Annotated in this window: 21 protein-coding genes; 11 read left to right on the top strand and 10 right to left on the bottom strand. The window is 72.4% G+C overall.

Translation table 11 applies throughout. From position 1 onward, the window contains the following. Positions 1 to 284: 284 nt before the first annotated feature. Together ABTW95_RS01190 and ABTW95_RS01185 are read left to right on the top strand one after the other, a co-directional pair. Positions 285 to 1,610, top strand: a complete 1,326-nt coding sequence (locus ABTW95_RS01190; protein ID WP_396452056.1) for a DivIVA domain-containing protein — start codon at positions 285 to 287, stop codon at positions 1,608 to 1,610. 137 nt (positions 1,611 to 1,747) lie between these two features. Further along, entirely contained in the window at positions 1,748 to 3,280 is a 1,533-nt protein-coding gene (locus ABTW95_RS01185) for an AI-2E family transporter (protein WP_500223528.1), read from the top strand. A 9-nt stretch (positions 3,281 to 3,289) separates the two neighbouring features. Here the strand turns inward: ABTW95_RS01185 and ABTW95_RS01180 are convergent, their stop codons facing one another. From ABTW95_RS01180 to ABTW95_RS01165, 4 genes are all read right to left on the bottom strand, one after another. Next, positions 3,290 to 4,081: an alpha/beta fold hydrolase gene (locus ABTW95_RS01180; protein ID WP_396452059.1), complete on the bottom strand. Its 792-nt coding sequence runs from the start codon at positions 4,079 to 4,081 to the stop codon at positions 3,290 to 3,292. 64 nt (positions 4,082 to 4,145) lie between these two features. Continuing rightward, complete coding sequence (locus ABTW95_RS01175) at positions 4,146 to 4,868, bottom strand: alpha/beta hydrolase (protein WP_396452060.1); 723 nt, start codon at positions 4,866 to 4,868, stop codon at positions 4,146 to 4,148. A gap of 42 nt (positions 4,869 to 4,910) precedes the next feature. Then, positions 4,911 to 5,216, bottom strand: coding sequence for an Rv1322 family protein (locus tag ABTW95_RS01170; RefSeq protein ID WP_396452061.1), 306 nt, complete (start codon positions 5,214 to 5,216; stop codon positions 4,911 to 4,913). A gap of 21 nt (positions 5,217 to 5,237) precedes the next feature. Beyond that, positions 5,238 to 6,815, bottom strand: coding sequence for a 3-hydroxyacyl-CoA dehydrogenase family protein (locus ABTW95_RS01165; RefSeq protein WP_396452063.1), 1,578 nt, complete (start codon positions 6,813 to 6,815; stop codon positions 5,238 to 5,240). A 55-nt stretch (positions 6,816 to 6,870) separates the two neighbouring features. Between ABTW95_RS01165 and ABTW95_RS01160 the strand changes: the two genes are divergently transcribed. After that, positions 6,871 to 7,902, top strand: a complete 1,032-nt coding sequence (locus ABTW95_RS01160) for an LLM class flavin-dependent oxidoreductase (protein ID WP_396452065.1) — start codon at positions 6,871 to 6,873, stop codon at positions 7,900 to 7,902. A gap of 73 nt (positions 7,903 to 7,975) precedes the next feature. On the opposite strand, the gene ABTW95_RS01155 is transcribed toward ABTW95_RS01160, so the two are convergent. Together ABTW95_RS01155 and ABTW95_RS01150 are read right to left on the bottom strand one after the other, a co-directional pair. Next, on the bottom strand, positions 7,976 to 8,362 hold the full coding sequence (locus ABTW95_RS01155; protein ID WP_396452067.1) for an SCO5389 family protein: 387 nt from the start codon (positions 8,360 to 8,362) through the stop codon (positions 7,976 to 7,978). Between the two features lie 141 nt (positions 8,363 to 8,503). Beyond that, positions 8,504 to 8,686 carry a hypothetical protein gene (locus tag ABTW95_RS01150; protein ID WP_396452069.1) on the bottom strand — a complete coding sequence of 61 codons (183 nt, stop codon included), beginning with the start codon at positions 8,684 to 8,686 and terminating at the stop codon, positions 8,504 to 8,506. A 141-nt stretch (positions 8,687 to 8,827) separates the two neighbouring features. On the opposite strand from ABTW95_RS01150, the gene nucS reads away from it, so the two are divergent. From nucS to ABTW95_RS01130, 4 genes are all read left to right on the top strand, one after another. Then, positions 8,828 to 9,508: an endonuclease NucS gene (nucS, locus tag ABTW95_RS01145; protein ID WP_396452071.1), complete on the top strand. Its 681-nt coding sequence runs from the start codon at positions 8,828 to 8,830 to the stop codon at positions 9,506 to 9,508. A 53-nt stretch (positions 9,509 to 9,561) separates the two neighbouring features. After that, the gene (locus tag ABTW95_RS01140) at positions 9,562 to 9,969 is read left to right on the top strand and encodes a DUF3224 domain-containing protein (RefSeq protein ID WP_396452073.1); all 408 of its coding nucleotides are present in this window, start codon (positions 9,562 to 9,564) and stop codon (positions 9,967 to 9,969) included. Between the two features lie 45 nt (positions 9,970 to 10,014). Further along, complete coding sequence (locus ABTW95_RS01135; protein WP_396452075.1) at positions 10,015 to 10,599, top strand: TetR/AcrR family transcriptional regulator; 585 nt, start codon at positions 10,015 to 10,017, stop codon at positions 10,597 to 10,599. A gap of 110 nt (positions 10,600 to 10,709) precedes the next feature. Continuing rightward, positions 10,710 to 11,495, top strand: coding sequence for a site-2 protease family protein (locus tag ABTW95_RS01130; protein ID WP_396452077.1), 786 nt, complete (start codon positions 10,710 to 10,712; stop codon positions 11,493 to 11,495). A gap of 13 nt (positions 11,496 to 11,508) precedes the next feature. Here the strand turns inward: ABTW95_RS01130 and ABTW95_RS01125 are convergent, their stop codons facing one another. After that, positions 11,509 to 12,042, bottom strand: a complete 534-nt coding sequence (locus tag ABTW95_RS01125) for a PadR family transcriptional regulator (RefSeq protein ID WP_500223520.1) — start codon at positions 12,040 to 12,042, stop codon at positions 11,509 to 11,511. Positions 12,043 to 12,134: 92 nt separating this feature from the next. On the opposite strand from ABTW95_RS01125, the gene ABTW95_RS01120 reads away from it, so the two are divergent. The 4 genes from ABTW95_RS01120 to ABTW95_RS01105 all read left to right on the top strand — a co-directional run bounded on the left by ABTW95_RS01120 (position 12,135) and on the right by ABTW95_RS01105 (position 16,242). Continuing rightward, the gene (locus ABTW95_RS01120; protein WP_396449356.1) at positions 12,135 to 12,728 is read left to right on the top strand and encodes a hypothetical protein; all 594 of its coding nucleotides are present in this window, start codon (positions 12,135 to 12,137) and stop codon (positions 12,726 to 12,728) included. Positions 12,729 to 12,755: 27 nt separating this feature from the next. Beyond that, complete coding sequence (locus ABTW95_RS01115) at positions 12,756 to 14,111, top strand: carotenoid oxygenase family protein (RefSeq protein ID WP_396449355.1); 1,356 nt, start codon at positions 12,756 to 12,758, stop codon at positions 14,109 to 14,111. A 65-nt stretch (positions 14,112 to 14,176) separates the two neighbouring features. Beyond that, positions 14,177 to 15,676 carry an aldehyde dehydrogenase family protein gene (locus ABTW95_RS01110; RefSeq protein WP_396449354.1) on the top strand — a complete coding sequence of 500 codons (1,500 nt, stop codon included), beginning with the start codon at positions 14,177 to 14,179 and terminating at the stop codon, positions 15,674 to 15,676. 74 nt (positions 15,677 to 15,750) lie between these two features. Continuing rightward, positions 15,751 to 16,242, top strand: a complete 492-nt coding sequence (locus ABTW95_RS01105) for a GNAT family N-acetyltransferase (protein ID WP_396449353.1) — start codon at positions 15,751 to 15,753, stop codon at positions 16,240 to 16,242. Positions 16,243 to 16,274: 32 nt separating this feature from the next. Here the strand turns inward: ABTW95_RS01105 and ABTW95_RS01100 are convergent, their stop codons facing one another. The 3 genes from ABTW95_RS01100 to ABTW95_RS01090 all read right to left on the bottom strand — a co-directional run bounded on the left by ABTW95_RS01100 (position 16,275) and on the right by ABTW95_RS01090 (position 19,196). Further along, positions 16,275 to 16,640: a cupin domain-containing protein gene (locus ABTW95_RS01100; RefSeq protein WP_396449352.1), complete on the bottom strand. Its 366-nt coding sequence runs from the start codon at positions 16,638 to 16,640 to the stop codon at positions 16,275 to 16,277. A 17-nt stretch (positions 16,641 to 16,657) separates the two neighbouring features. Next, positions 16,658 to 17,107, bottom strand: a complete 450-nt coding sequence (locus tag ABTW95_RS01095) for a hemerythrin domain-containing protein (protein ID WP_500223517.1) — start codon at positions 17,105 to 17,107, stop codon at positions 16,658 to 16,660. A gap of 496 nt (positions 17,108 to 17,603) precedes the next feature. After that, positions 17,604 to 19,196 (bottom strand): GMC family oxidoreductase, encoded by a 1,593-nt coding sequence (locus tag ABTW95_RS01090; RefSeq protein ID WP_396449350.1) that lies wholly within the window; start codon positions 19,194 to 19,196, stop codon positions 17,604 to 17,606. Between the last annotated feature and the right edge of the window lie 39 nt (positions 19,197 to 19,235).

Genomic DNA, 19,235 nt, shown 5'->3' with positions numbered 1-19,235 from the left:
TTCGATATCACGGCGGCGGAGGGCGGGCCACTGACCGCCGCTCTGTGACCGTTCAGACACATCTGGTGCATTTGCACCCCCGACACCTGCGCACCTGCAACCCGGCTGAACACGCCAACAAACCGGACATTCCACGCAGCGCGTCAAGATGAGCCCCCAACACGGCAGTGTCCGGAGTACGCTTCATTCGCCGGAAGAGGTCTGGGGCACTCCGCCCGTTCATGTCAGGCGATCAACCGGTCCCCGGAACCACCCGTAGCCCCGTCACATCAGGATTGAGCCACATGCAGTCCGACATCGACGCCCAGCTCAGCAACTTCTTTGAAGACACGCCCCCGCGCGAGTTCGACGTGGTGCTTCGCGGCTACGACCGGCACCAGGTCGACGAGCACATCAAGCAGCTCGACAACGAGGTGCGGCAGACCCGCGAGCAGACCCAGGCCCTGCAGCGGGAGCTGTCGGACGCCCACCGTCAGCTGCAGGAGCAGGAACGTCCCACCTACTCCGGTCTAGGCGCCCGCATCGAGCAGCTGCTCCGCCTCGCCGAGGAGCAGGCGACCGAGCTGGTCCAGGCGGCCCGCTCCGAGGCGAACGAGATCAAGGCCGCGGCCAAGGTCGACGCCGCCGAGCAGCGCGCCAACGCCGAGAACGACGCCGCCGAACTGCGCGCCAACGCCCAGCGCGAGGGCGACGACATGCGCAACGCGGCCGAGCGCGAGGCCGAGGAGGTGCGCACCTCCGCCCGCCGCGAGGCCGACGAGCTGACCTCCACCACCGAGCGCGAGGTCGCCAAGCTGCGCGCCACGGCCGACCACGAGGTCGCCGAGAAGCGGGCCAGCGCCGAGCGCGAGATCGCCAAGCTGCGCACCACGACCGAGCGCGAGGTCGCACAGCTGCGGGCGTCGACCAAGCGCGAGCGGGACGAGATCCTCACCACGGCCAAGCGGCAGGCCGACGAGATGCGGGCGCAGGCCCAGCGCATCCTGGAGGAGAGCGAGGCCCAGCGCGCCCAGGCCGAGGCCGAGTTCGAGATCCAGCTCGCCGCCCGCCGCGAGGAGGCCGACCGGCAGGACGCCGAGCGGCACTCCGCCGCGCAGGCCGCCACGCAGAAGCTGGTCGCCGAGGCCGAGCAGCGCGCCGCGTCCGCCGAGCAGCGGGCCGCGAAGGCGACCCAGCAGGCCGAGCAGACCCGGCGCGAGGCCGACGCGCACGCCAAGCAGCTCATGGCCAACGCCCGCAAGAACTCCGACAACGTGATCGCCGAGGCCAAGGCGCAGGCCGAGCAGCTGCTCGCCGAGACCAAGGCCGAGGCCGACCGCGTCCGGACGGCGGCGCAGCGGCAGGTCGACGAGCTCACCCGGCAGCGCGACAGCATCACCAGCCACCTCAACCAGCTGCGCCAGCTCATCGGCGGCGTCGCGCCGACGATGGGCGCCGAGCCCGAGCTGGCCGCGGCCCCGGAGAAGGCCGCGATCCCGGCCGCCGAGCCGAAGCCGGCCCCGCAGCCCCAGCCGAAGCAGCAGCAGCCGGCCGCCGCGAAGGCCGCGCCCGCGAAGCAGGCCCAGCCCAAGAAGTCCGAGGAGGACGACGAGGACTGGTGGCAGGAGTGAGTTCCTGAGACCGGCGTCGAGGAAAGCCTAGAGGCGGTGAAACGCCTCTAGGCTTTCCTTCGTCTCACCACCGTGGGACGCTCGTGGCCTGTGAACGGCCGCGTCCTCCGACGGGACATATGAACGAGGAGAGCGGCGTGGCCGACGAGACCTCTCGCGACGACGAGCCGAAGGCGGTGCCCGGCACGGGACGGCCCGCAGGCGAACCCGGGGTACCCGCACCCGCGCCGCCTCCGGACGACGCCACCGACGAGGACTCCCCCGACGAGGACGCTTCCAACGAGGACGCTTCCGACAACGCCACCGGCGGCAGCCCCGACGACACCGGCGACACCGGCACCGGCGGCAGCGACGGCGACGACAACGGCGACCGGGACACCGGTGACCGGGACACCGGGTCGGGTGGGACCGGGAGCGAGAGCGTCGCGCCGAGCGGGGCGCTGCGGCCCGAGGAGACCGGCGAGCCGGCGGGCGAACGCGACCCCGCGACCGGCGCGCCCGTCACGCTCCCGGCCGAGACTGCGGGCGGCGAGCAGGTGCCGCCGCTGCCGGGAGCGCCCGATCCCGCGCACGACGTCGAGCAGCGCCGCCGCGAGGCCGGCGTCGACCAGCGGTTCCCGTTCGGCCGGCCCGGGCAGCCGCTCGGCCGCGCCCACCCGTTCGTGTTCGGGTTCACCGCCGCGCTCGGCGTCATCACCGCGTGGATGCTGGTGAAGGCCGCCACGAACGCCAAGTCCGTCATCGTGATGATCGTCGTCGCGATGTTCCTCGCGGTCGGCCTCAACCCGGCGGTGGAGCGGCTGCGCAAGTTCGGGTTCCCGCGCGGCGCCGCCGTCGCGACGGTGTTCCTGCTGGTGATCCTGTTCTTCGCGGGGTTCGTCGCCTCCCTCGTCCAGCCGGTGTCCGAGCAGGTCACCGAGCTGCGGCACAACATCCCCGAGTACGTCCAGCAACTGCAGGACAACAAGACGCTGGCCGACTGGGACAAGCGCTACGGGCTGCTGGACCGCGCGCAGAAGGCGGTGTCCGGCGAGGACTTCCAGAAGACCCTCACCGACACCGCCACCGGCATCGGCAAGGTCGCGATCAACGGGATCTTCCAGACGATCACGATCCTGATCCTGACGCTGTACTTCCTCAGCTCGCTGCCGCAGATCAAGACGTTCTTCTACCAGCTCGCGCCGCGCACCCGAAGAGCCCGCGTCGCCCTGCTCGGCGACGAGATACTCGACCGGATCGGCGGCTACGTCGCCGGGCAGTTCACGATCGCGTTCATCGCGGGCATCACGTCGTACATCTTCCTGTCGATCCTCGGGGTGAAGTACGCGCTCGCGCTGGCGCTGATCGTGGCGGTGACCGACCTGATCCCGCTCATCGGCGCCACGATCGGCGCGGTGATCGTGTGCCTGGTCGCGTTCCTCACCGGGGACACCACCGACCTGATCGTCTGCGTCGTCTTCTACGTGGTCTACCAGCAGGTGGAGAACTACCTGGTCTACCCGCGCGTCATGAAGCGGACGGTCGACGTGCAGCCCGCGGTGACGATCGTCGCGGCGCTCGTCGGCGCGGCGCTGCTCGGCGTGGTCGGCGCGCTGCTGGCTATCCCGACGGCGGCGGCGATCTCGCTGCTGATCCGGGAGGTCGTCATGCCGCGCCAGGAGACCCTGTAGGGCCGGGGCTCACCCGCCGACGCGGGCGAGCGCGGCGGCGAACTCGGCGACCGCCTGGTTGAACAGATCGGGCTGCTCGACCGCGCACAGGTGCCCGGCCCGCGGGATGACGAGCAGCTCGGCGTTCGGCAGCGCGTCCGCCATGGCGCGGGCCTCGTCCTCGGTCGCGAGCGCGTCCTCGTCGCCGATCATGACGAGGGCGGGCACCTTGACGGCGCGGAGCGTGTCGAACGCGTCGGGCCGCCCGGCCATGGCGCGCTGCGCCCACGCGGCCGCGTGCGGCGGGGTCGCCTGGACGAGGCCGCGGACCCGCCCGTAGATCAGCGCGCGCTGCCGGTAGGTGGTGGGCCCGACCAGGCCGGGCAGCACCTCGTCCACCAGGACCTGGGGGCTGCGCTCGCGTTCGAGCCGCTCGGCCTGCCGGAGCCGGTTCGCCCGGACGGCCTCGGTGTCGGCGGCGGCGCGGGTCGCGGCGAGCACGAGCCCGAGGACGAGGTCGGGGTGCCGGCGGCACAGCGCCATCGCGACGTACCCGCCCATGGACAGGCCGCCGACGACGGCGCGCCGGACGCCGAGGCCGCGGAACATGCGGGCGACGTCGTCGGCCATCGCGTCGACGGACGGCTCGTCGTCGCCGAGCACCGATCCGCCGAATCCGCGCAGGTCGGGGGTGATGACCCGGAACCGGCCCGCGAGGCCCTCCCGCTGGGCCAGCCACATCGCGGAGGAGAGCGGGAAGGCGTGCAGCAGGACGAGCGGCGTGCCGGTACCGACATCCCTGGCGTACAGCTGCACCGTCATTGGGCCATGCTTACCCGCTATCGCGGCCACTGTGACGGGAGTGGCCGCGATCGGCCGCAGCGGTTTACTTGTCCGGTTCGTCCCATTCGGTGGGGAGCGGATGGGCGGCCGGCGCGACCCGCTTGACGATCTCGTTCAGCACGATCCGGACGTACGGTTCGCCGACCCACAGGTGCTTGGCGTTGTCCACCGCGACGACCTCGGCCTGCGGGACGCGCTTGAACCGCTCCCGCGCCTCGGCCGGGCGCAGGTAGTCGTCGAACTCCGGCACCAGCGCCACCACGGGCCGCCCGTCGGCGCCCCAGGCGTCCAGGTCGGCGTCCCCGGCGCGCTTCAGCGGCGGGGACAGCAGGATCACGCCCTCGACCAGCGGGTCGCGTCCCCACTTCAGCGCCAGCTCGGTGCCGAACGACCAGCCGAGCAGCCACGGGCGCGGCAGGTCGTGGTACTCGGTGTACTCCAGCGCCGCCGCCACGTCGAACCGCTCGGTCTCGCCCTCGCCGAACTCGCCCTGGCTCGTCCCGCGCGCCGAGGTCGTCCCGCGGGTGTTGAAGCGCAGCACGGCCAGGTCGGCGAGCGCGGGCAGCCGGTAGGACGCCTTGCGCAGCACGTGGCTGTCCATCATGCCCTCGGCCGTGGGCAGGGGGTGCAGGCACACGAGCGTCGCGACCGGCGGCCGGTCCGGCGGCAGCGCCAGCTCCCCGACCAGTTCCAGGCCGTCCGACGTGTGCAGCGTGATGTCCTCGCGCCGCGCGGGCAGCACTGTCGCCGCCCTGATCTCCGCCATGGGTCTCCTTAGTGCCGGGGCGCCCTCTGCGACCGGGCGCCCTCAGTAACGGGGGGCGTTGCGCGACCGGAGGATGCGGGGGCCGCGGCGGCCGCGGGCCTGCCAGCAGGGGCGGTGCCAGTGCCGCCGGTCGTCGCCGCCGTCACCGGCCCGCCAGGCGACGACGTGCGCGACGCCCGGGGGGATCTCCTGGTCGCATCCGGGGCACCGGTACGCCTTGGCCGCCGCGGCCCCGGCGACCGGCCGGACGATCCATTCGCCGTCCGGTCCCTCCTCTGCCCGCTGAGCCCACGCCCCGCCGCTCCGGGGGCGGTCGGAAACGGCACGGCGGTTCTTCCGGGGGCTCATGCTCCCAGGATATTCGCCGGGTCAGCGCAGCGGCTCGCCCGCCGTCGCGTGCTCGATCAGCAGCGGCGCCGGGGACAGGGAGGGTTCGCGGGTCTCGGCGTGCAGGGCGCGCAGGACGGCCACGGCGCGGGCGGGGCCGAGCCGGTCGAGGTCGGCGATCGGGCCGGTCGGGTAGCCGCAGCCGAGCGTCATCGCGGCGTCGATCGAGTCGGCGTCGGCGTATCCGGCGCCGAGCATCGCGGCGGCGTCGTTCAGGTACGGGAAGCGCAGCGCGTCCACGATGAACCCGGCGCGGTCGCGGCAGCGGACGGCGGTGAGGCCGAGGCGGCCGAGCAGGGCGGCGGCGCGGTCGGCGACGTCCGGGCCGGTCGCGACCGTGGCGGCGATCTCGGCGAGCGCGCCGGCCGGGTCGGGCAGGTGCAGCCCGACGACGTCGGCGGGGCGCCCGGTGGCCATGGCCTGCTCGATCACCGAGCCGGCCACGGACGTCACGGCGAGCACGGCGCCGGGCTTGGCGGCCTGCGCGGCGGCGGACAGCAGCGCCCGCGCGGCCCCGGGGTCCTCCGCGGCCTCGATGACGAGGTCGCAGCCGGCGAGGTCGGCGGCCGAGTCGCGGACCCGCGCGCCCGCGCGGTCGCACAGCGCGGCGAGCGCGTCGGCGAGCGGTCCGACGCCGACGACGCCGACGGCCGGCGGCGCGCCCTCCTCCGGCGCGGCCGCCTCTTCGGCCGCGCCGGACCGGTCGTAGGAGTAGAAGCCGCGGCCGGTCTTGCGGCCGAGCATCCCGGCGGTGACGAGTTCGCGCAGCGCCGGGGACGCGGCGTGGCGGCGGTCGCGCGACTCGGCGTAGATCGCGTCCAGCACCTCGACGCAGGTGTCGAGGCCGATCAGGTCCATGAGGGTGAACGGGCCCATCGGCAGGCCGGCGCCGACCTTCATCGCGGTGTCGATGTCGTCGCGGGTCGCGTGCCCGGACTCCAGCATCCCGGCGGCCTGGTTCAGGTAGCCGAACAGCAGCCGGTTGGCGACGAACCCGGCGCGGTCGCCGATCGTCACCGGCGTCTTGCCGAGGCCCTCGACCAGCGCGGCGACGCGGGTCACCGCCTCCGGCTCGGTCAGCACGGTCGCGATGACCTCGACCAGCTTCATGACCGGCGCCGGGTTGAAGAAGTGCACGCCGACGATCTTGGCGGGGCGCCCGGTGGTGACCGCGATGCGGGTGACCGACAGCGACGAGGTGTTCGTGGCGAGGACGGCGTCCTCCCGGCAGACCCGGTCCAGTTCGGCGAAGACCTTGCGCTTCAGCTCCAGCCGCTCGGGGACGGCCTCGATGACGAGGTCGCAGTCGCCCAGATCGGCGAAGTCGGTGGAGAACGCCACCCGGCCGAGGATCTCGCGCTGCGCGTCCTCGGTGAGCCTTCCGCGCTTGACGGCCCGCCCGGTCGAGGATTCCAGGTTGCCGCGCCCGCGCTCCAGCGCGTCCTCGTCCACCTCGATGCCGACGACCGCGAGGCCGCCGCGCGCCAGCACCTCGGCGATGCCCGCGCCCATCGTGCCCAGTCCGACGACCCCGATCCTGCTGAACGCACCCACAGTCATGATTGGCAGTCTTGCAGAGCGCTCGGGCGTTCCCGCTCCCGGGTACGACGGTGGGGTGCGCCTAGGAATCTTCCTCCTCGCGACCCGTTTCCCCGCCCGTCCTCCAGCCCCCGCCCACCGCCGTGCTAAGGACGAGCTCCGCTCGGACGCCCAAAGCGACGCCGCGGCTCTCGCCCGCACCGTCGAGGCCGCCGTCGCCGCCGAACGCGCCGGGTTCGACGACGTCTGGCTGGCCGAGCACCACTTCATGTCGTACGGGGTCGTCCCGTCCGCGACGCTGCTGGCCGGGCATCTGCTGGCCGCGACCTCGCGGATCCACGTCGGGACGGCGGTGAGCGTGCTGTCCACCCGGCACCCGGTGGCGCTCGCCGAGGAGGCGGCGATGCTCTCCCTCCTCTCCGGCGGCCGCTTCCGCCTGGGCGTCGGACGCGGCGGCCCGTGGCGGGATCTCGAGGTCTTCGGGACGGGCCTCCCCCGCTACGAGCACGGCTTCGCCGAATCCCTGGACCTGCTCCTCACCTCTCTGTCCGCTGACCGTGTCTCGGCGGAGGGGGAATTCTTCCGCTTCCGTGAGGTCCCGATCGTCCCGCGCGCGCCCGTACCGCCGCCCGTGACGGTCGCCTGCACCTCTCCGGCCACCGAGAGGCTGGCCGCCGAGCGCGGCCTGCCGATGCTGCTGGGCATGCACGTGGACGCCGGCGAGAAGGCCGCCGCCGTCGCCCGGCACGGCCGCCCCGGCCTCCCGCACATCTCCGCCCACGTCGCGCAGGTCGCCGACACCCGCGAGGAGGCGGTCGAGACCCTGATGAGGGAGATGCCCCGCTGGCTCGGCCCCGGCCTGGAGGGATACGTCGCCGTGGACGACCGTCCGCGCCCCTCCCCCGACCCGGTCGGCTACACGCGCCGGATGTGCGACATCCACCCCGTCGGCTCTCCGGACTACTGCGTCGAGTCCCTGCGGGCCGCGGCCGAGAAGACGGGCATCCAGCACCTGATCCTGATGGTGGAGGCCGCCGGCTCCCGCGAGGCCACGCTGGAGAACATCGCCCGGCTGGGCGCCGAGGTCCTCCCCGAGCTCCGCGGGTGAGGCGGGTGAGATGCGTGCGGCGTGCCGCGGCCGGTGGTCCCGGGCGGCACGCCGCGCGCCGGTCGGGGCGGGGTCAGCAGTCGCGGAGCTCGGGCGACTGGTTGAGGATCTGCTCGCGGGCCGTCACGAACGTCCGGTAGGCGGTGGAGTCGGCGGTCGGGAAGACGGCGACGCGGTGGCAGTTCTGGAAGGCGAGCTTCACGCCGAAGTGGCGTTCCAGCGCGGCGCGCATGGCGTCGCTCGCGAGGACGCGGAGCAGCTGGCCGCGGGCCTGCTCGTCCGGGGGCGGGGTGAGGTTGTCGGCGAAGTCGCCGCCGTCCACCTGGAGCCGGGCCACCAGGCCGCTGATCATGTCCCACGCGTACGGGAGGGACGTCTTGATGCACTCGACGAAGGCGGCGTCGCCGACCTCGCCCTGCTGCGCCGTCTCAAGCAGTTCCGGAGTCACGTCGAGAGACATGCGGGGGTCCTTTCGCCGTTTGAGGATGAACACCCACCCGCCGACGCTAATCACGGCTTCCGGAGAATTCCAGGCTTGACAAAGATTTTCATTCCGCTACTGAGCGCCTCCGGACGGCCCCGGTCCGTCCGGAGGCGGGCGCTATCGTGCGGGCGCCGCTCCCTGGCGGCGCGCCCGGCGGACGGGCGCGCTGCGCTCGGCCCGGTCGGCCCAGAACTCGCGCGCCCGGCGCGCCAGCCGGGCGTCCCGCTCCGCGGCGGCCCGCGCCCGCCGGTCGCGGCCCCGCTCGGTCATGATCGACTGCATGATGTCGTGATGGAACACGGTCTCTCCCCGAATGATCCGGGCCGCTCGGCACGGCCCGACATCCAAGAGACTCGTCCTAAGGACCCCGCCCCCGCATCGGCAGCACGCCTTATCCGACCCGGCCCACACGCCTTAGGCCCGCCACTAAGGTTGGGCAGCGTGCGTCTCGTTATCGCCCGCTGCAGCGTCGACTACGCCGGCAAGCTCACCGCCCACCTGCCGATGGCCCCCCGGCTGATCCTGATCAAGGCGGACGGGAGCGTGAGCGTCCATGCCGACGACCGCGCCTACAAGCCCCTCAACTGGATGAACCCGCCCTGCTCGCTGCGCGAGGAGAGCTACGAGGAGAACGGCGCCGTCGCGCGCTGGACGGTCACGCACGGCAAGTCGGGCGAGCGGCTCATCCTCACCATCGAGGAGATCATGCACGACAGCAGCCACGAGCTGGGCGTCGACCCGGGGCTGCGGAAGGACGGCGTCGAGGCGCACCTGCAGGAACTGCTCGCCGAGCACATCACCACGCTCGGCGAGGGCTACACGCTCATCCGCCGCGAGTTCCCCACCGCGATCGGCCCGGTCGACATCCTGTGCCGGGACGGCGACAGCGCCACGGTCGCCATCGAGATCAAGCGGCGCGGCGAGATCGACGGCGTCGAGCAGCTGACGAGGTACCTGGAGCTGCTGAACCGCGACCCGCACCTGGCGCCCGTCCGCGGGGTGTTCGCCGCGCAGGAGATCAAGCCGCAGGCCCGCGTCCTCGCCACCGACCGCGGCATCGACTGCGTCACCCTCGACTACGACGCCCTGCGCGGCATCCGGCACGAGGGCACGCTCTTCTGAGCGGCCGTCCGGGATTTCCCTCGCGTCGGGTGGGGCGTGCAATCATGGCGGGCATGACGTTTCAAGCCGGCGGCAGTTTCGACATCGAGGCGTGGGACGCCGAGAAGCCCTACGAGGAACAGGACGGCACCAAGCTGACCCGCGTCCAGGTCCGCAAGCGGTACCACGGCGACCTCGTCGGGACGAGCAGCACCGAGCTGATCACCGTGGAGACGGCGGCCGGGCCCGCCGCCTACGTCGGGGTGGAGCGCGTCGAGGGCATCCTGCACGGGCGCGAGGGGACGCTCGTACTCCAGCACAGCGGGGGCAGCGAGGACGGCACGCCCGGCACCCAGTGGCTGCGCTGGCTGATCGTCCCCACGTCCGGGACCGGGGAGCTGGCCGGCATCCGCGGCTCCGGCCAGATCACCGTCGCCGAGGACGGCTCGCACACCTGGACCCTGGAGTACACGCTGGACTGAGCGCCGGTGGGCCGAGTCCCGGCGGGGTGCCGGTAATGTGCTGGCATGCCCCCGGTCACCACCGACGCGACCCGTGAGCGGATCATCGACGCGGCCGAAGAGTGCTTCGGCCGCTTCGGCGTCGCCAAGACGACGGTCGAGGACATCGCGGCGGCCGCGCGGCTGTCGCGGGCGACGGTGTACCGGAGCATCACCGGCGGCCGGGACGAGCTGATCCTGGCCGTGGTGGTGCGCGACCTGCACCGGTTCCTGGACCGGCTCGCCGACCGGCTGCGCCGGGAGCGGTCGGTGCCGGAGGCCATCGTCGAGGGCGCGATGGACGCGATCGCGTACGTCCGCAGCGAGCCGACCATCGCGCACTTCCTCGTGCCGGAGGCCGCGGGCCACATGCAGGCGGCGGTCGCCGGCGGGGCCGAGCGCGTGCTCGCGCTGTGCGCCGACTACGTCCGGCCGTACTTCGAGCAGGCGCAGCGGCAGCGGACGCTGCGTCCCGACATCGAGGTCGAGGGGACGGTCGAGTTCCTCTTCCGGATCATCACGTCGCTGATCGTGATGGACCGGGACCGGGACGCCGACGAGCTGCGCCGCTTCCTGCGCACCTACGTCGTCCCGGTGATCGCGGCGCCGTGACGGCGGCCCCGCCGGGGCGGCCTCGCCCGGGCGGCCCGCCCCGGACGGAACCGCGGCGGCGCGCGGACAGTTACCGAGATGAAGATCATGCGGGAGAGAGGCCGGAGGCGATGGACGGGACTGCACACAAGGCGCGGGGGAGCGCGTCCGTCCGGCCGAGCCCGGTATTCCTCGCGATCGTGGCGGCGACCGCCCTGTGCGGCCTGATCGCGTGGCGGTACGGGGAGAACCCGGCCAAGGAAGCGCGGATCGCGCTGTTCGGGTTCGTGCTCGCGGCGTGGATGCTGTCGCTCTGCGTGCACGAGTTCGGGCACGCCTACACGGCCTTCCGGTCGGGCGACCGCAGCGTCGCCGCCAAGGGCTACCTCACGCTGAACCCGCTGAAGTACTCCGACATCGTGCTGAGCTTCCTCATCCCGGTGGTCTTCATCATGCTCGGCGGGATCGGCCTGCCGGGCGGCGCCGTGTGGATCGACCGGCACGCCATCCGGGGCAGGCTGCGGCACAGCCTGATCTCGGCCGCGGGCCCGCTGTCCAACGTCCTGTTCGCGATCATGCTGGCGGTGCTCTACAAGAACTTCGCCCACCAGGACCACGGCGTGTTCTGGCTGGGCGTGGCGTTCCTGGCGTTCCTCCAGGTCACCGCGGCCGTGCTGAACCTGCTGCCGATCCCCGGCCTGGACGGGTTCGGGATCATCGAGCCGTACCTGCCGCGCGGCTGGGTCGACCGGGTGGCGCCCTACGGGGGCTACGTCTTCCTCATCCTGATCGCCCTGCTCTGGCTGGGCCCGATCAACGAGGGCTTCTTCAACGTCATCTACAACATCACCGACGCGCTGGGCCTGGAGGAGCTCCCGATCCAGTTCGGGTACTCGCTGTTCCAGTTCTGGAACTAGCGGGCGCCTCGCCCTAGTCGCGGTCGTGCAGGGCCTTGATCTCCTGCAGGGCCCAGTCGAACCAGTCGCGGCGCATCGCCATGAAGCGCTTGCCGTACTCCATGGCCAGCCGTCCGTAGGCCGACAGGTCGTCGTCGCCCCAGTCGATGTTCTTCTCCAGGGTCCGCAGGTCGTCGAGGCGGCGGTCCAGCTCGTCCCGGTGGCGGCCCATGTAGTCCTGGGCCTCGGCGGGGCTGACCAGGCCGAGGAAGAAGACGCGCAGCAGCGCGTCGTCGCGGCGGGCGGGCTTCGGCTCGACGTCCAGCAGCCAGCGGTGCAGCTCGGCGCGGCCGGGCTCGGTGATCCGGTACTCCTTGCGGCCGCGCGGCCCCTCCTCGGCCACCTCGATCAGCCCGGCGGCGGTGAGTTTGCCCAGTTCGCCGTAGAGCTGGCTCTGCCGGGCCGGCCAGACGTTCCCGAGCGAGATCTCGAACATCTTCAGCAGGTCCCAGCCGCTCGCGCCGTCCATCTCGGCGATGAGCCCGAGCACCGCATGTCGCAAACTCATGCCGCGATCTTACCTCTCCATGTTGACATGTCGAATCCGGAGTATCTATGTTCGACATGTCAAAGTTGGAATATCAGAGGGGCTCCCGGCCGATGGCGAAGTACTACGCAAGAACCTTCCTCCCGTGGATCGTGCTCGCGGTCGTGAGCGGCTTCGACGCCCGGACCGGCGCCGCCGCCGGGCTCGCCGCCGCGCTCGCGCTGCTGGGACAGGATCTGCGCCGCGGCCACCGCACCGACGCGCTGATCCTGGAGATCTCCACATCCGCGTTCATGGCGCTGCTCACCGCGCTGGCCTTCGCCGCGCCCGGCTCGCCCGTGCTGGACTACGGCGCCTCCCTCGCGATCGGCTGGCTGGCCGCCACCGCATGGGGGACGCTGCTCGTCCGCCGGCCGTTCACCGAGGGCATCGCGCGCCGCCAGGTCACCGCCGAGATCGCGGCCACCGCCCTGTTCCGGCGCATCAACCGCGTGATCACCGCCGTCTGGGCCGGAAGCTTCACCGCGATGGCGGCCGCGCTCGGCGCCGTCCAGCACTGGAACCCGCACGACACGGCGCTGCTCGTCGCGGTCAAGGTCGCGGGCTTCGCGGTCCCGGCCGTCTTCACCGCGCGCTACCCCGGCATCGCGCGCAAGCGCCACCTCGCAGGACTCGCCCAGCCGTCGCCCGAGTCCGCCGCCGGCTGATCCGTCCCGACCCGCAAGGAGCACACGATGAGCGAGCACACCGACGGAAGCGCCGCCGCCTGGATGGACGGCCCCCTCGCCCCCGTCCCGGACGAGACCGACGCCTACAACCTGCGGGTCACCGGCACGCTGCCGGCCGAGCTGACCGGCCGGTACTTCCGCAACGGGCCGAACCCGAAGCCCGGCGAGCCGAGCCGGCACTGGTTCACCGGCCACGGCATGATCCACGGCGTCCGGCTGCGGGACGGGCGGGCCGAGTGGTACCGCAACCGCTGGGTCCGCACCGACGCGTTCACCGAGGGCAGGCCGTTCGTCCGCGACGACCTCACCTTCGACCGGCGCGCCGTGCAGGCCAACACGCACGTGATCCCGCACGCGGGCAGGATCTGGGCGCTGGTGGAGAGCGGCTTCCCCTACGAGGTGACGCCGGAGCTGGAGACCGCCGGCCCCTGCGACTTCGGCGGGCGGCTCACCACCGCGATGACCGCGCACCCCAAGGAGGACCCGGTCACCGGCGACCTGCTGTTCTTCGGATACGGCGTCTTCCCGCCCTACCTGACCTTCCACCGGCTGTCCGCGGACGGCGACCTGGTGGAGAGCCGCGAGGTCGAGGTGCCCGGCTCGACGATGATGCACGACTTCGCGATCACCGAGAACCACGTCGTCTGGCTCGACCTGCCGGTCGTGTTCGACCTGGACATGGCGCTGTCCGGAACATCCGGCATGCCGTACCGGTGGGACGACGGGTACGGCGCCCGGCTCGGCGTGATGCCGCGCGACGGGTCCGGCGGCGTCCGCTGGTTCGAGGTCGACCCGTGCTATGTGTTCCACGTCGGCAACGCGCACGAGGACGCCGCCGGGCGGATCGTGCTGGACGCGGCGCGCTACCGTCCGCAGAGCTTCGCGTCCCTGTGGGGCGGGATCGGCGGCGCGGTCGACCCGGCGGCCGAGGCGGCGCGGTCGGAGAGCGCCCACCTGCACCGCTGGATCCTGGATCCCGCCACGGGGAAGGCGGTCGAGCAGCCGCTCGACGACCGGAGCGTCGAGTTCCCGACCCACGACGACACCAGGACCGGCCTGGAGCACCGCTACCTCTACACGGTCGGCGGGAGCTCGATCGTGAAGTACGACATGCGCGGGGCGTCGTCCGCGCACGACTGCGGGCCCGGCGCGCACGTCGGCGAGGCCATCTTCGTCCCCGCGGCGGGCGCACGCGCGGAGGACGACGGCTGGCTGCTGTCGATCGTGTCCCGAGAGGGAGGATCCGACCTCCTCGTCCTGGACGCCTCCGACCTGTCGCACACGGCGACCGTCCACCTGCCGCGGCGCGTTCCGGCCGGATTCCACGGAAGCTGGATCCCCGACTCCCCGGCGGGGGCTTAGGGTGGTTTACTAGCCGGTACACAGCGCAAGTACCCACTTACCAGGCTCCTCGCGGGAGGTTCCTCATGTCCGTGGTCACGGAGAGCGCCGAGACGTTCGCGTCCCTGAACCCGGCCACCGGCGAGGTCGTCGCCGAGCACCCCGTCCACGACGGCGCCGCCGTGGCGGCGGCGGTCGAACGCGCCCGGGAGGCGGCCGAGTGGTGGCGCGCCCTCGGCTGGAAGGAGCGCCGGCTCCGGCTGCTCAACGTCAAGGGGTCGCTCGCCCGCAACCTGAACCGGATGGCCGAGCTCATCCACCAGGAGACCGGCAAGCCGGTGCAGGACGCCCAGCTCGAAACGATCATGGCGATCACCCACCTGGACTGGGCCGCCCGCAACGCGCAGAAGGTGCTCGGGCCGCGCACCGTCTACCCGGGCCTGATGGCGGTCAACCAGAAGTGCGTGCTGGAGTACCAGCCGCTCGGCGTCGTCGGGGTCATCGGCCCGTGGAACTACCCGATCTTCACCCCGATGGGCTCGATCGGGTACGCGCTCGCCGCCGGCAACGCCGTCGTGTTCAAGCCGTCCGAGTTCACCCCCGGCGTCGGCGTGCTGCTCGCCGAGCTGTTCGCCGCGGTGATCCCCGAGCACCCCGTCCTGCAGACGGTCACCGGGCTCGGCGAGACCGGCGCGGCGCTCGCCTCGAACCCGCACGTCGACAAGATCGCGTTCACCGGCTCGGCCCGCACCGCCAAGCGCGTGATGGCGGCCTGCGCGGAGAACCTCACCCCGATCGTCGCCGAGTGCGGCGGCAAGGACGCCTGCATCGTCGACTCCGACGCCGACCTCGACGCCGCCGCGGACGCGGCGCTGTGGGGCGCCATGTCGAACGCCGGGCAGACCTGCATCGGCGTCGAGCGCATCTACGTCGTCGACGACGCCTACGACGAGTTCCTCGGCAAGCTCACCGAGAAGGCCGCCGAGCTGCGCCCCGGCTTCGACCGCGAGGCCGCCTACGGCCCGATCACCATGCCGTCGCAGCTCGACATCATCGAGCGGCACATCAAGGACGCGCTCGACAAGGGCGGCAAGGCGGTCGTCGGCGGCGCCGAGTCCGTCCGCAAGCCCTACGTCGAGCCGGTCGTGCTGACCAACGTGCCGGACGACTCGTCCGCCGTCTGCGAGGAGACGTTCGGACCGACGATCACCGTGCACCGGGTCAAGGACCTCGACGAGGCCGTCGAGAAGGCCAACCGCACCAGCTACGGCCTCGCCGGGGCGATCTTCTCCGGCAGCAAGTCCCGCGCCCTGGACGTCGCCCGCCGGATGCGCTCCGGCATGACGTCGATCAACGCCTTCGCCGCGTTCGCCTCGGTCGCCGCCCTGCCGTTCGGCGGCGTCGGCGAGTCCGGGTTCGGCCGCATCCACGGCGCGGACGGGCTGCGCGAGTTCGCCCGCGCCAAGGCCATCACCCGGCAGCGGTTCGCCACCATGAACCTCACCTCGTTCGGCCGCAGCGAGAAGGAGATGGCCCGAGTCCTCGGCCTGATCAACATGATCCACGGCCGCCGGTACAAGCGCTGACGCCACAGGAGCAGACGCGACAGGAGCAGGGCGCCCCCGGGCCGGTCCCGGGGGCGCGACCTACACTCGGAACCATGGCATCCGGGACGTTCGGCGCACCCGTCCGCAGCCGCCTCCAGGTGGCCCTCGCGGCGCCGCCCCCGCCTCCGCGGGGCCTGCGCCCGTTCGCCGACGCCGACGTCCCCGCCCTCGCCGCCGCCATGTGGGACGCCTACCGCGGCACCCCCGACGAGGCGGACGTCGGCGACCTCGCCGGCGCGGCCCGCGAGATCCGGCTCACGCTGAACGGCGAATACGGCACGTTCCTCCGCGACGCCTCCTTCGTCGCCGACCACGAGAACCGCCCTATAGGCGCGGCCCTGGTCACCCTCTACAAGCGGGAGCCGCTCCTGGCGTTCCTCTTCATCGCCCCGTCCCACGCGGGCCGGGGCCTCGGCCGGGCCCTGATCCAGGCGGCCATGCACGCCCTGGCGCCGGACCACGACACCCTCTCCCTGGCGGTGACCCGCCGCAACCGCCGCGCCCGCCGCCTCTACGACCACCTGGGCTTCATCGAAGTCGCCTAGACGGGCGGCGTCCGCCGCCCCGGCCTGGACAATCAGGCGGTCGGCCAGGGGCGCCGCTCGGCCTCGTGGTCGGCCGCGGTCGGCGGCGGCGACACGACGTTCATGAACACCAGGCGCCCCTTGGCGCGCACGCCCCGGGTGGTACCGGCGGGGATCACGGCGATGTCGCCCGCCGCCACCGGATGCGGCGCGTCACCGATCCACACCTCGCCGGTCCCCTCCAGGATCGCCAGAGCCAGCTGCACACCCGGCGTGTGCAGCGGGATCTCCTGCCCGTCCTCCATGCCCACGATCATCACCCTGGTGAGGTCGGTCGCCGACAGCACCTTCGGGCAGAACGACTCGGCGCTGAACTCCGCGAGCTCCGACGCGCTCCCGATGACGGCCTTCTTCTCCACCCTTGCTCTCCCTTCGGTCAGGTCCGGGCCCGCACGCACACCCAGCCCGCGGGCATCTCCCCGGAATCAAGAAAGGCCCGCAGGCGCCCGGCCCGCGGCTCCGGCACGACCCGGTCCAGCTCCGGGTAGAGGACCTTCTCCTCTTTCAGGTTGTGGTGCAGGAGCTGGACGGCCAGCCGCCGGCACAGCGTGAACGCGGCACCGGCGTCCTGCTCGGCTTCGAGCGCGTCGAGCGTCGCCCACATCTGCGCGTGCTCGCGCAGCATGACGAGCACCGGACTCGTCAGCCCCGCCGCGTGGAGAGCCGGGAACAGGAACTCCTCTTCGAGATAGATGTGGCGGCGCAGCGCGCGGACGGCGCGCACCAGCGGCTCCCGCTCCCCGGACCCGGCCGTGAACTCCTCGATCCCCGCGTCGATCTCGTGATGCTCCCGCTCCAGGGCCATCGCCAGTGACTCGGTCTCCATGCCGCAACCTCGCTGCCGCGCTCGGACGGCGCCCCCGGCCGCCCGCGACCGGCAACGCTGGAACTTCGATATTAATACAAGATGGACATGTAAATATTGCCCTCAAGTGTGAGAAACCAGGCACCGGGCGCGCTCAGCCCGGCCGTCCACGGGGTCTGAGTCCCTTCGGACGAGGGACCGGCCATCTAAGGCGTCCTAGGCGGCGTAGATAAGGCGTCGTCCCAATGTGGGGGATGGGGGCTTAGGACGAACCTTGTACATGTCGGGCCACGAGGGCCCGGCGGGAACAGGGAGTCAGCCATGATCCGCCCGGAGATCAGCCAGACCATCATCAACGACCGCGTACGCGTCCTGCGGACCGAAGCGAAGAACTCGCGCCGCGCCCGCATCGCGAAGGCCCTCAAGCGGTGACCCCCGCGGCCCGTACGCAAGCCCCCGCGCCCCCGTCTCCGACGGGGGCGCTTTCCGTTTCAGCGCCCCGGGGCCGGGGCGTCTCTCATTCCGGGGCGTTGGCCGGCTTCAGCGGGGTGCGGCCGCGGATCAGGTCGGCGGCTCTCTCGGCGATCGCGATGGTGGGGGCGTTGGTGTTGCCCCGCGGGACGGCCGGCATGACCGAGGCGTCCACGACGCGGAGGCCCTCGACGCCCCGCACGCGGAGGGACGGGTCGCAGACGGAGCCGTCCCCGCCCATCGCGCAGGTGCTCGTGGGATGGAACAGCGTCGCGACCTCGCGGCGGACGAACTCGACGATGGCCTCGTCGGAGTCGACCTGCTCGCCGGGCGCCCACTCGCCGCCGACCATCGAGGCGAGCGGGCCGGACGCGGCGATCTCGCGGGCCTGCCGGACGCCCGCGACCAGGATGTCCAGGTCGGCCTTGTCGGCGAGGTAGGCCGGGTCGATCAGCGGTTTGGCGTACGGGCTGGCGGAGCGGAGGGTCAGCGCGCCGCGGCTCTCGATCGCGATGGCGGTGACCATGACGGACAGGAGGCGCTCGGACGACTCGGTGAGGCCCTGGTTCACGAAGGGCGTCGGCAGGACGTGGTACTGCAGGTCCGGGGCGGGCAGCCCCTCCACCGTGCGGACGAACCCGCCGGCCTCGGCGATGTTCGAGGCGTAGGGGCCGCGCGCCAGCGCCTGGTAGAGGGCGAACGAGCGGGCGTTCGCGAGTTCCCAGAGGGGCTTGTGGCGCGGCGTCGCGAACATGACGTTCACGAACGGGTGGTCCTGGAGGTTCCGGCCCACCGGCGAGTCGACCACGACGTCGATGCCCAGGGACCGCAGGTGGTCGGCGGGGCCGATGCCGGAGAGCATCAGGAGCTGCGGGCTGTTCACCGCGCCGCCGGACAGGATCACCTCGGCCTCGGCGCGGGCCGAGTGGGTCTCACCGCGCGCCTCGTAGCGGACGCCGGTGGCGCGTCCGTCCTCGATCACGACGCGGGTGGCCAGGGCGTCGGTGACGATCGTGAGGTTCGGCCGGTTCTCGACCGGGTGCAGGTACCCGGCGGCGGTGGACCAGCGCTTCCCGCGCTTGTGGGTGACCTGGTAGAAGCCCACGCCGTCCTGGTCGGCGCCGTTGAAGTCGGGGTTCGCGGCGAGGCCGTACGCCTTCGCGGACTGCACCCACGCGCGGGTCAGCGGGTGCTTGTAGCGCAGGTCCTCGACGCGGAGGGGGCCGCCGACGCCGTGGTAGGGGAGGTCGCCGCGCTGCTGGTCCTCGGCGCGCCGGAAGTAGGGCAGCAGGTCCTCGTAGCCCCAGCCGTCGCAGCCGTAGGAGTCGCGCCAGGTGTCGTAGTCGTGCCGGGCGCCGCGGATGTAGATCATCGCGTTGGTGGACGAGCTGCCGCCGAGCGTCCGGCCTCGCGGCCAGTACACGCTGCGGCCGGCCGCGTGCTCCTGCGGGACGGTCGTGTAGTCCCAGTCGTAGGGGCCCTTGATCAGCGCGGCCACGGCGGCCGGGATGTGGATCTCCGGCGCGTCGTCGGGCGGGCCCGCCTCCAGCAGCAGGACCTTCACGGAGGGGTCCTCGGTCAGGCGGGCGGCGAGGACGCAGCCCGCGCTCCCCGCTCCCACGATGATGTAGTCGTACAAGGCGGCCTCCGGGGTCTTTCCGGGAACCCTACCGAACGG

The organism is Spirillospora sp. NPDC127506 (assembly GCF_040302145.1).
Classification (GTDB): Bacteria; Actinomycetota; Actinomycetes; order Streptosporangiales; family Streptosporangiaceae; genus Spirillospora.
Note: the sequence above shows the minus strand (reverse complement) of the source record. Positions and strands in the feature narration are given on the sequence as shown.

Bases quoted from the DNA above. Each gene is read 5' to 3' on its own strand.
- ABTW95_RS01190 (WP_396452056.1), top strand. From the start codon at position 285: ATGCAGTCCGACATCGACGCCCAGCTCAGCAACTTCTTTGAAGACACG.
- ABTW95_RS01180 (WP_396452059.1), bottom strand. From the start codon at position 4,081: ATGACGGTGCAGCTGTACGCCAGGGATGTCGGTACCGGCACGCCGCTC.
- ABTW95_RS01175 (WP_396452060.1), bottom strand. From the start codon at position 4,868: ATGGCGGAGATCAGGGCGGCGACAGTGCTGCCCGCGCGGCGCGAGGAC.
- ABTW95_RS01170 (WP_396452061.1), bottom strand. From the start codon at position 5,216: ATGAGCCCCCGGAAGAACCGCCGTGCCGTTTCCGACCGCCCCCGGAGC.
- ABTW95_RS01165 (WP_396452063.1), bottom strand. From the start codon at position 6,815: ATGACTGTGGGTGCGTTCAGCAGGATCGGGGTCGTCGGACTGGGCACG.
- ABTW95_RS01155 (WP_396452067.1), bottom strand. From the start codon at position 8,362: ATGTCTCTCGACGTGACTCCGGAACTGCTTGAGACGGCGCAGCAGGGC.
- ABTW95_RS01140 (WP_396452073.1), top strand. From the start codon at position 9,562: ATGACGTTTCAAGCCGGCGGCAGTTTCGACATCGAGGCGTGGGACGCC.
- ABTW95_RS01135 (WP_396452075.1), top strand. From the start codon at position 10,015: ATGCCCCCGGTCACCACCGACGCGACCCGTGAGCGGATCATCGACGCG.
- ABTW95_RS01130 (WP_396452077.1), top strand. From the start codon at position 10,710: ATGGACGGGACTGCACACAAGGCGCGGGGGAGCGCGTCCGTCCGGCCG.
- ABTW95_RS01125 (WP_500223520.1), bottom strand. From the start codon at position 12,042: ATGAGTTTGCGACATGCGGTGCTCGGGCTCATCGCCGAGATGGACGGC.
- ABTW95_RS01120 (WP_396449356.1), top strand. From the start codon at position 12,135: ATGGCGAAGTACTACGCAAGAACCTTCCTCCCGTGGATCGTGCTCGCG.
- ABTW95_RS01115 (WP_396449355.1), top strand. From the start codon at position 12,756: ATGAGCGAGCACACCGACGGAAGCGCCGCCGCCTGGATGGACGGCCCC.
- ABTW95_RS01110 (WP_396449354.1), top strand. From the start codon at position 14,177: ATGTCCGTGGTCACGGAGAGCGCCGAGACGTTCGCGTCCCTGAACCCG.
- ABTW95_RS01105 (WP_396449353.1), top strand. From the start codon at position 15,751: ATGGCATCCGGGACGTTCGGCGCACCCGTCCGCAGCCGCCTCCAGGTG.
- ABTW95_RS01095 (WP_500223517.1), bottom strand. From the start codon at position 17,107: ATGGAGACCGAGTCACTGGCGATGGCCCTGGAGCGGGAGCATCACGAG.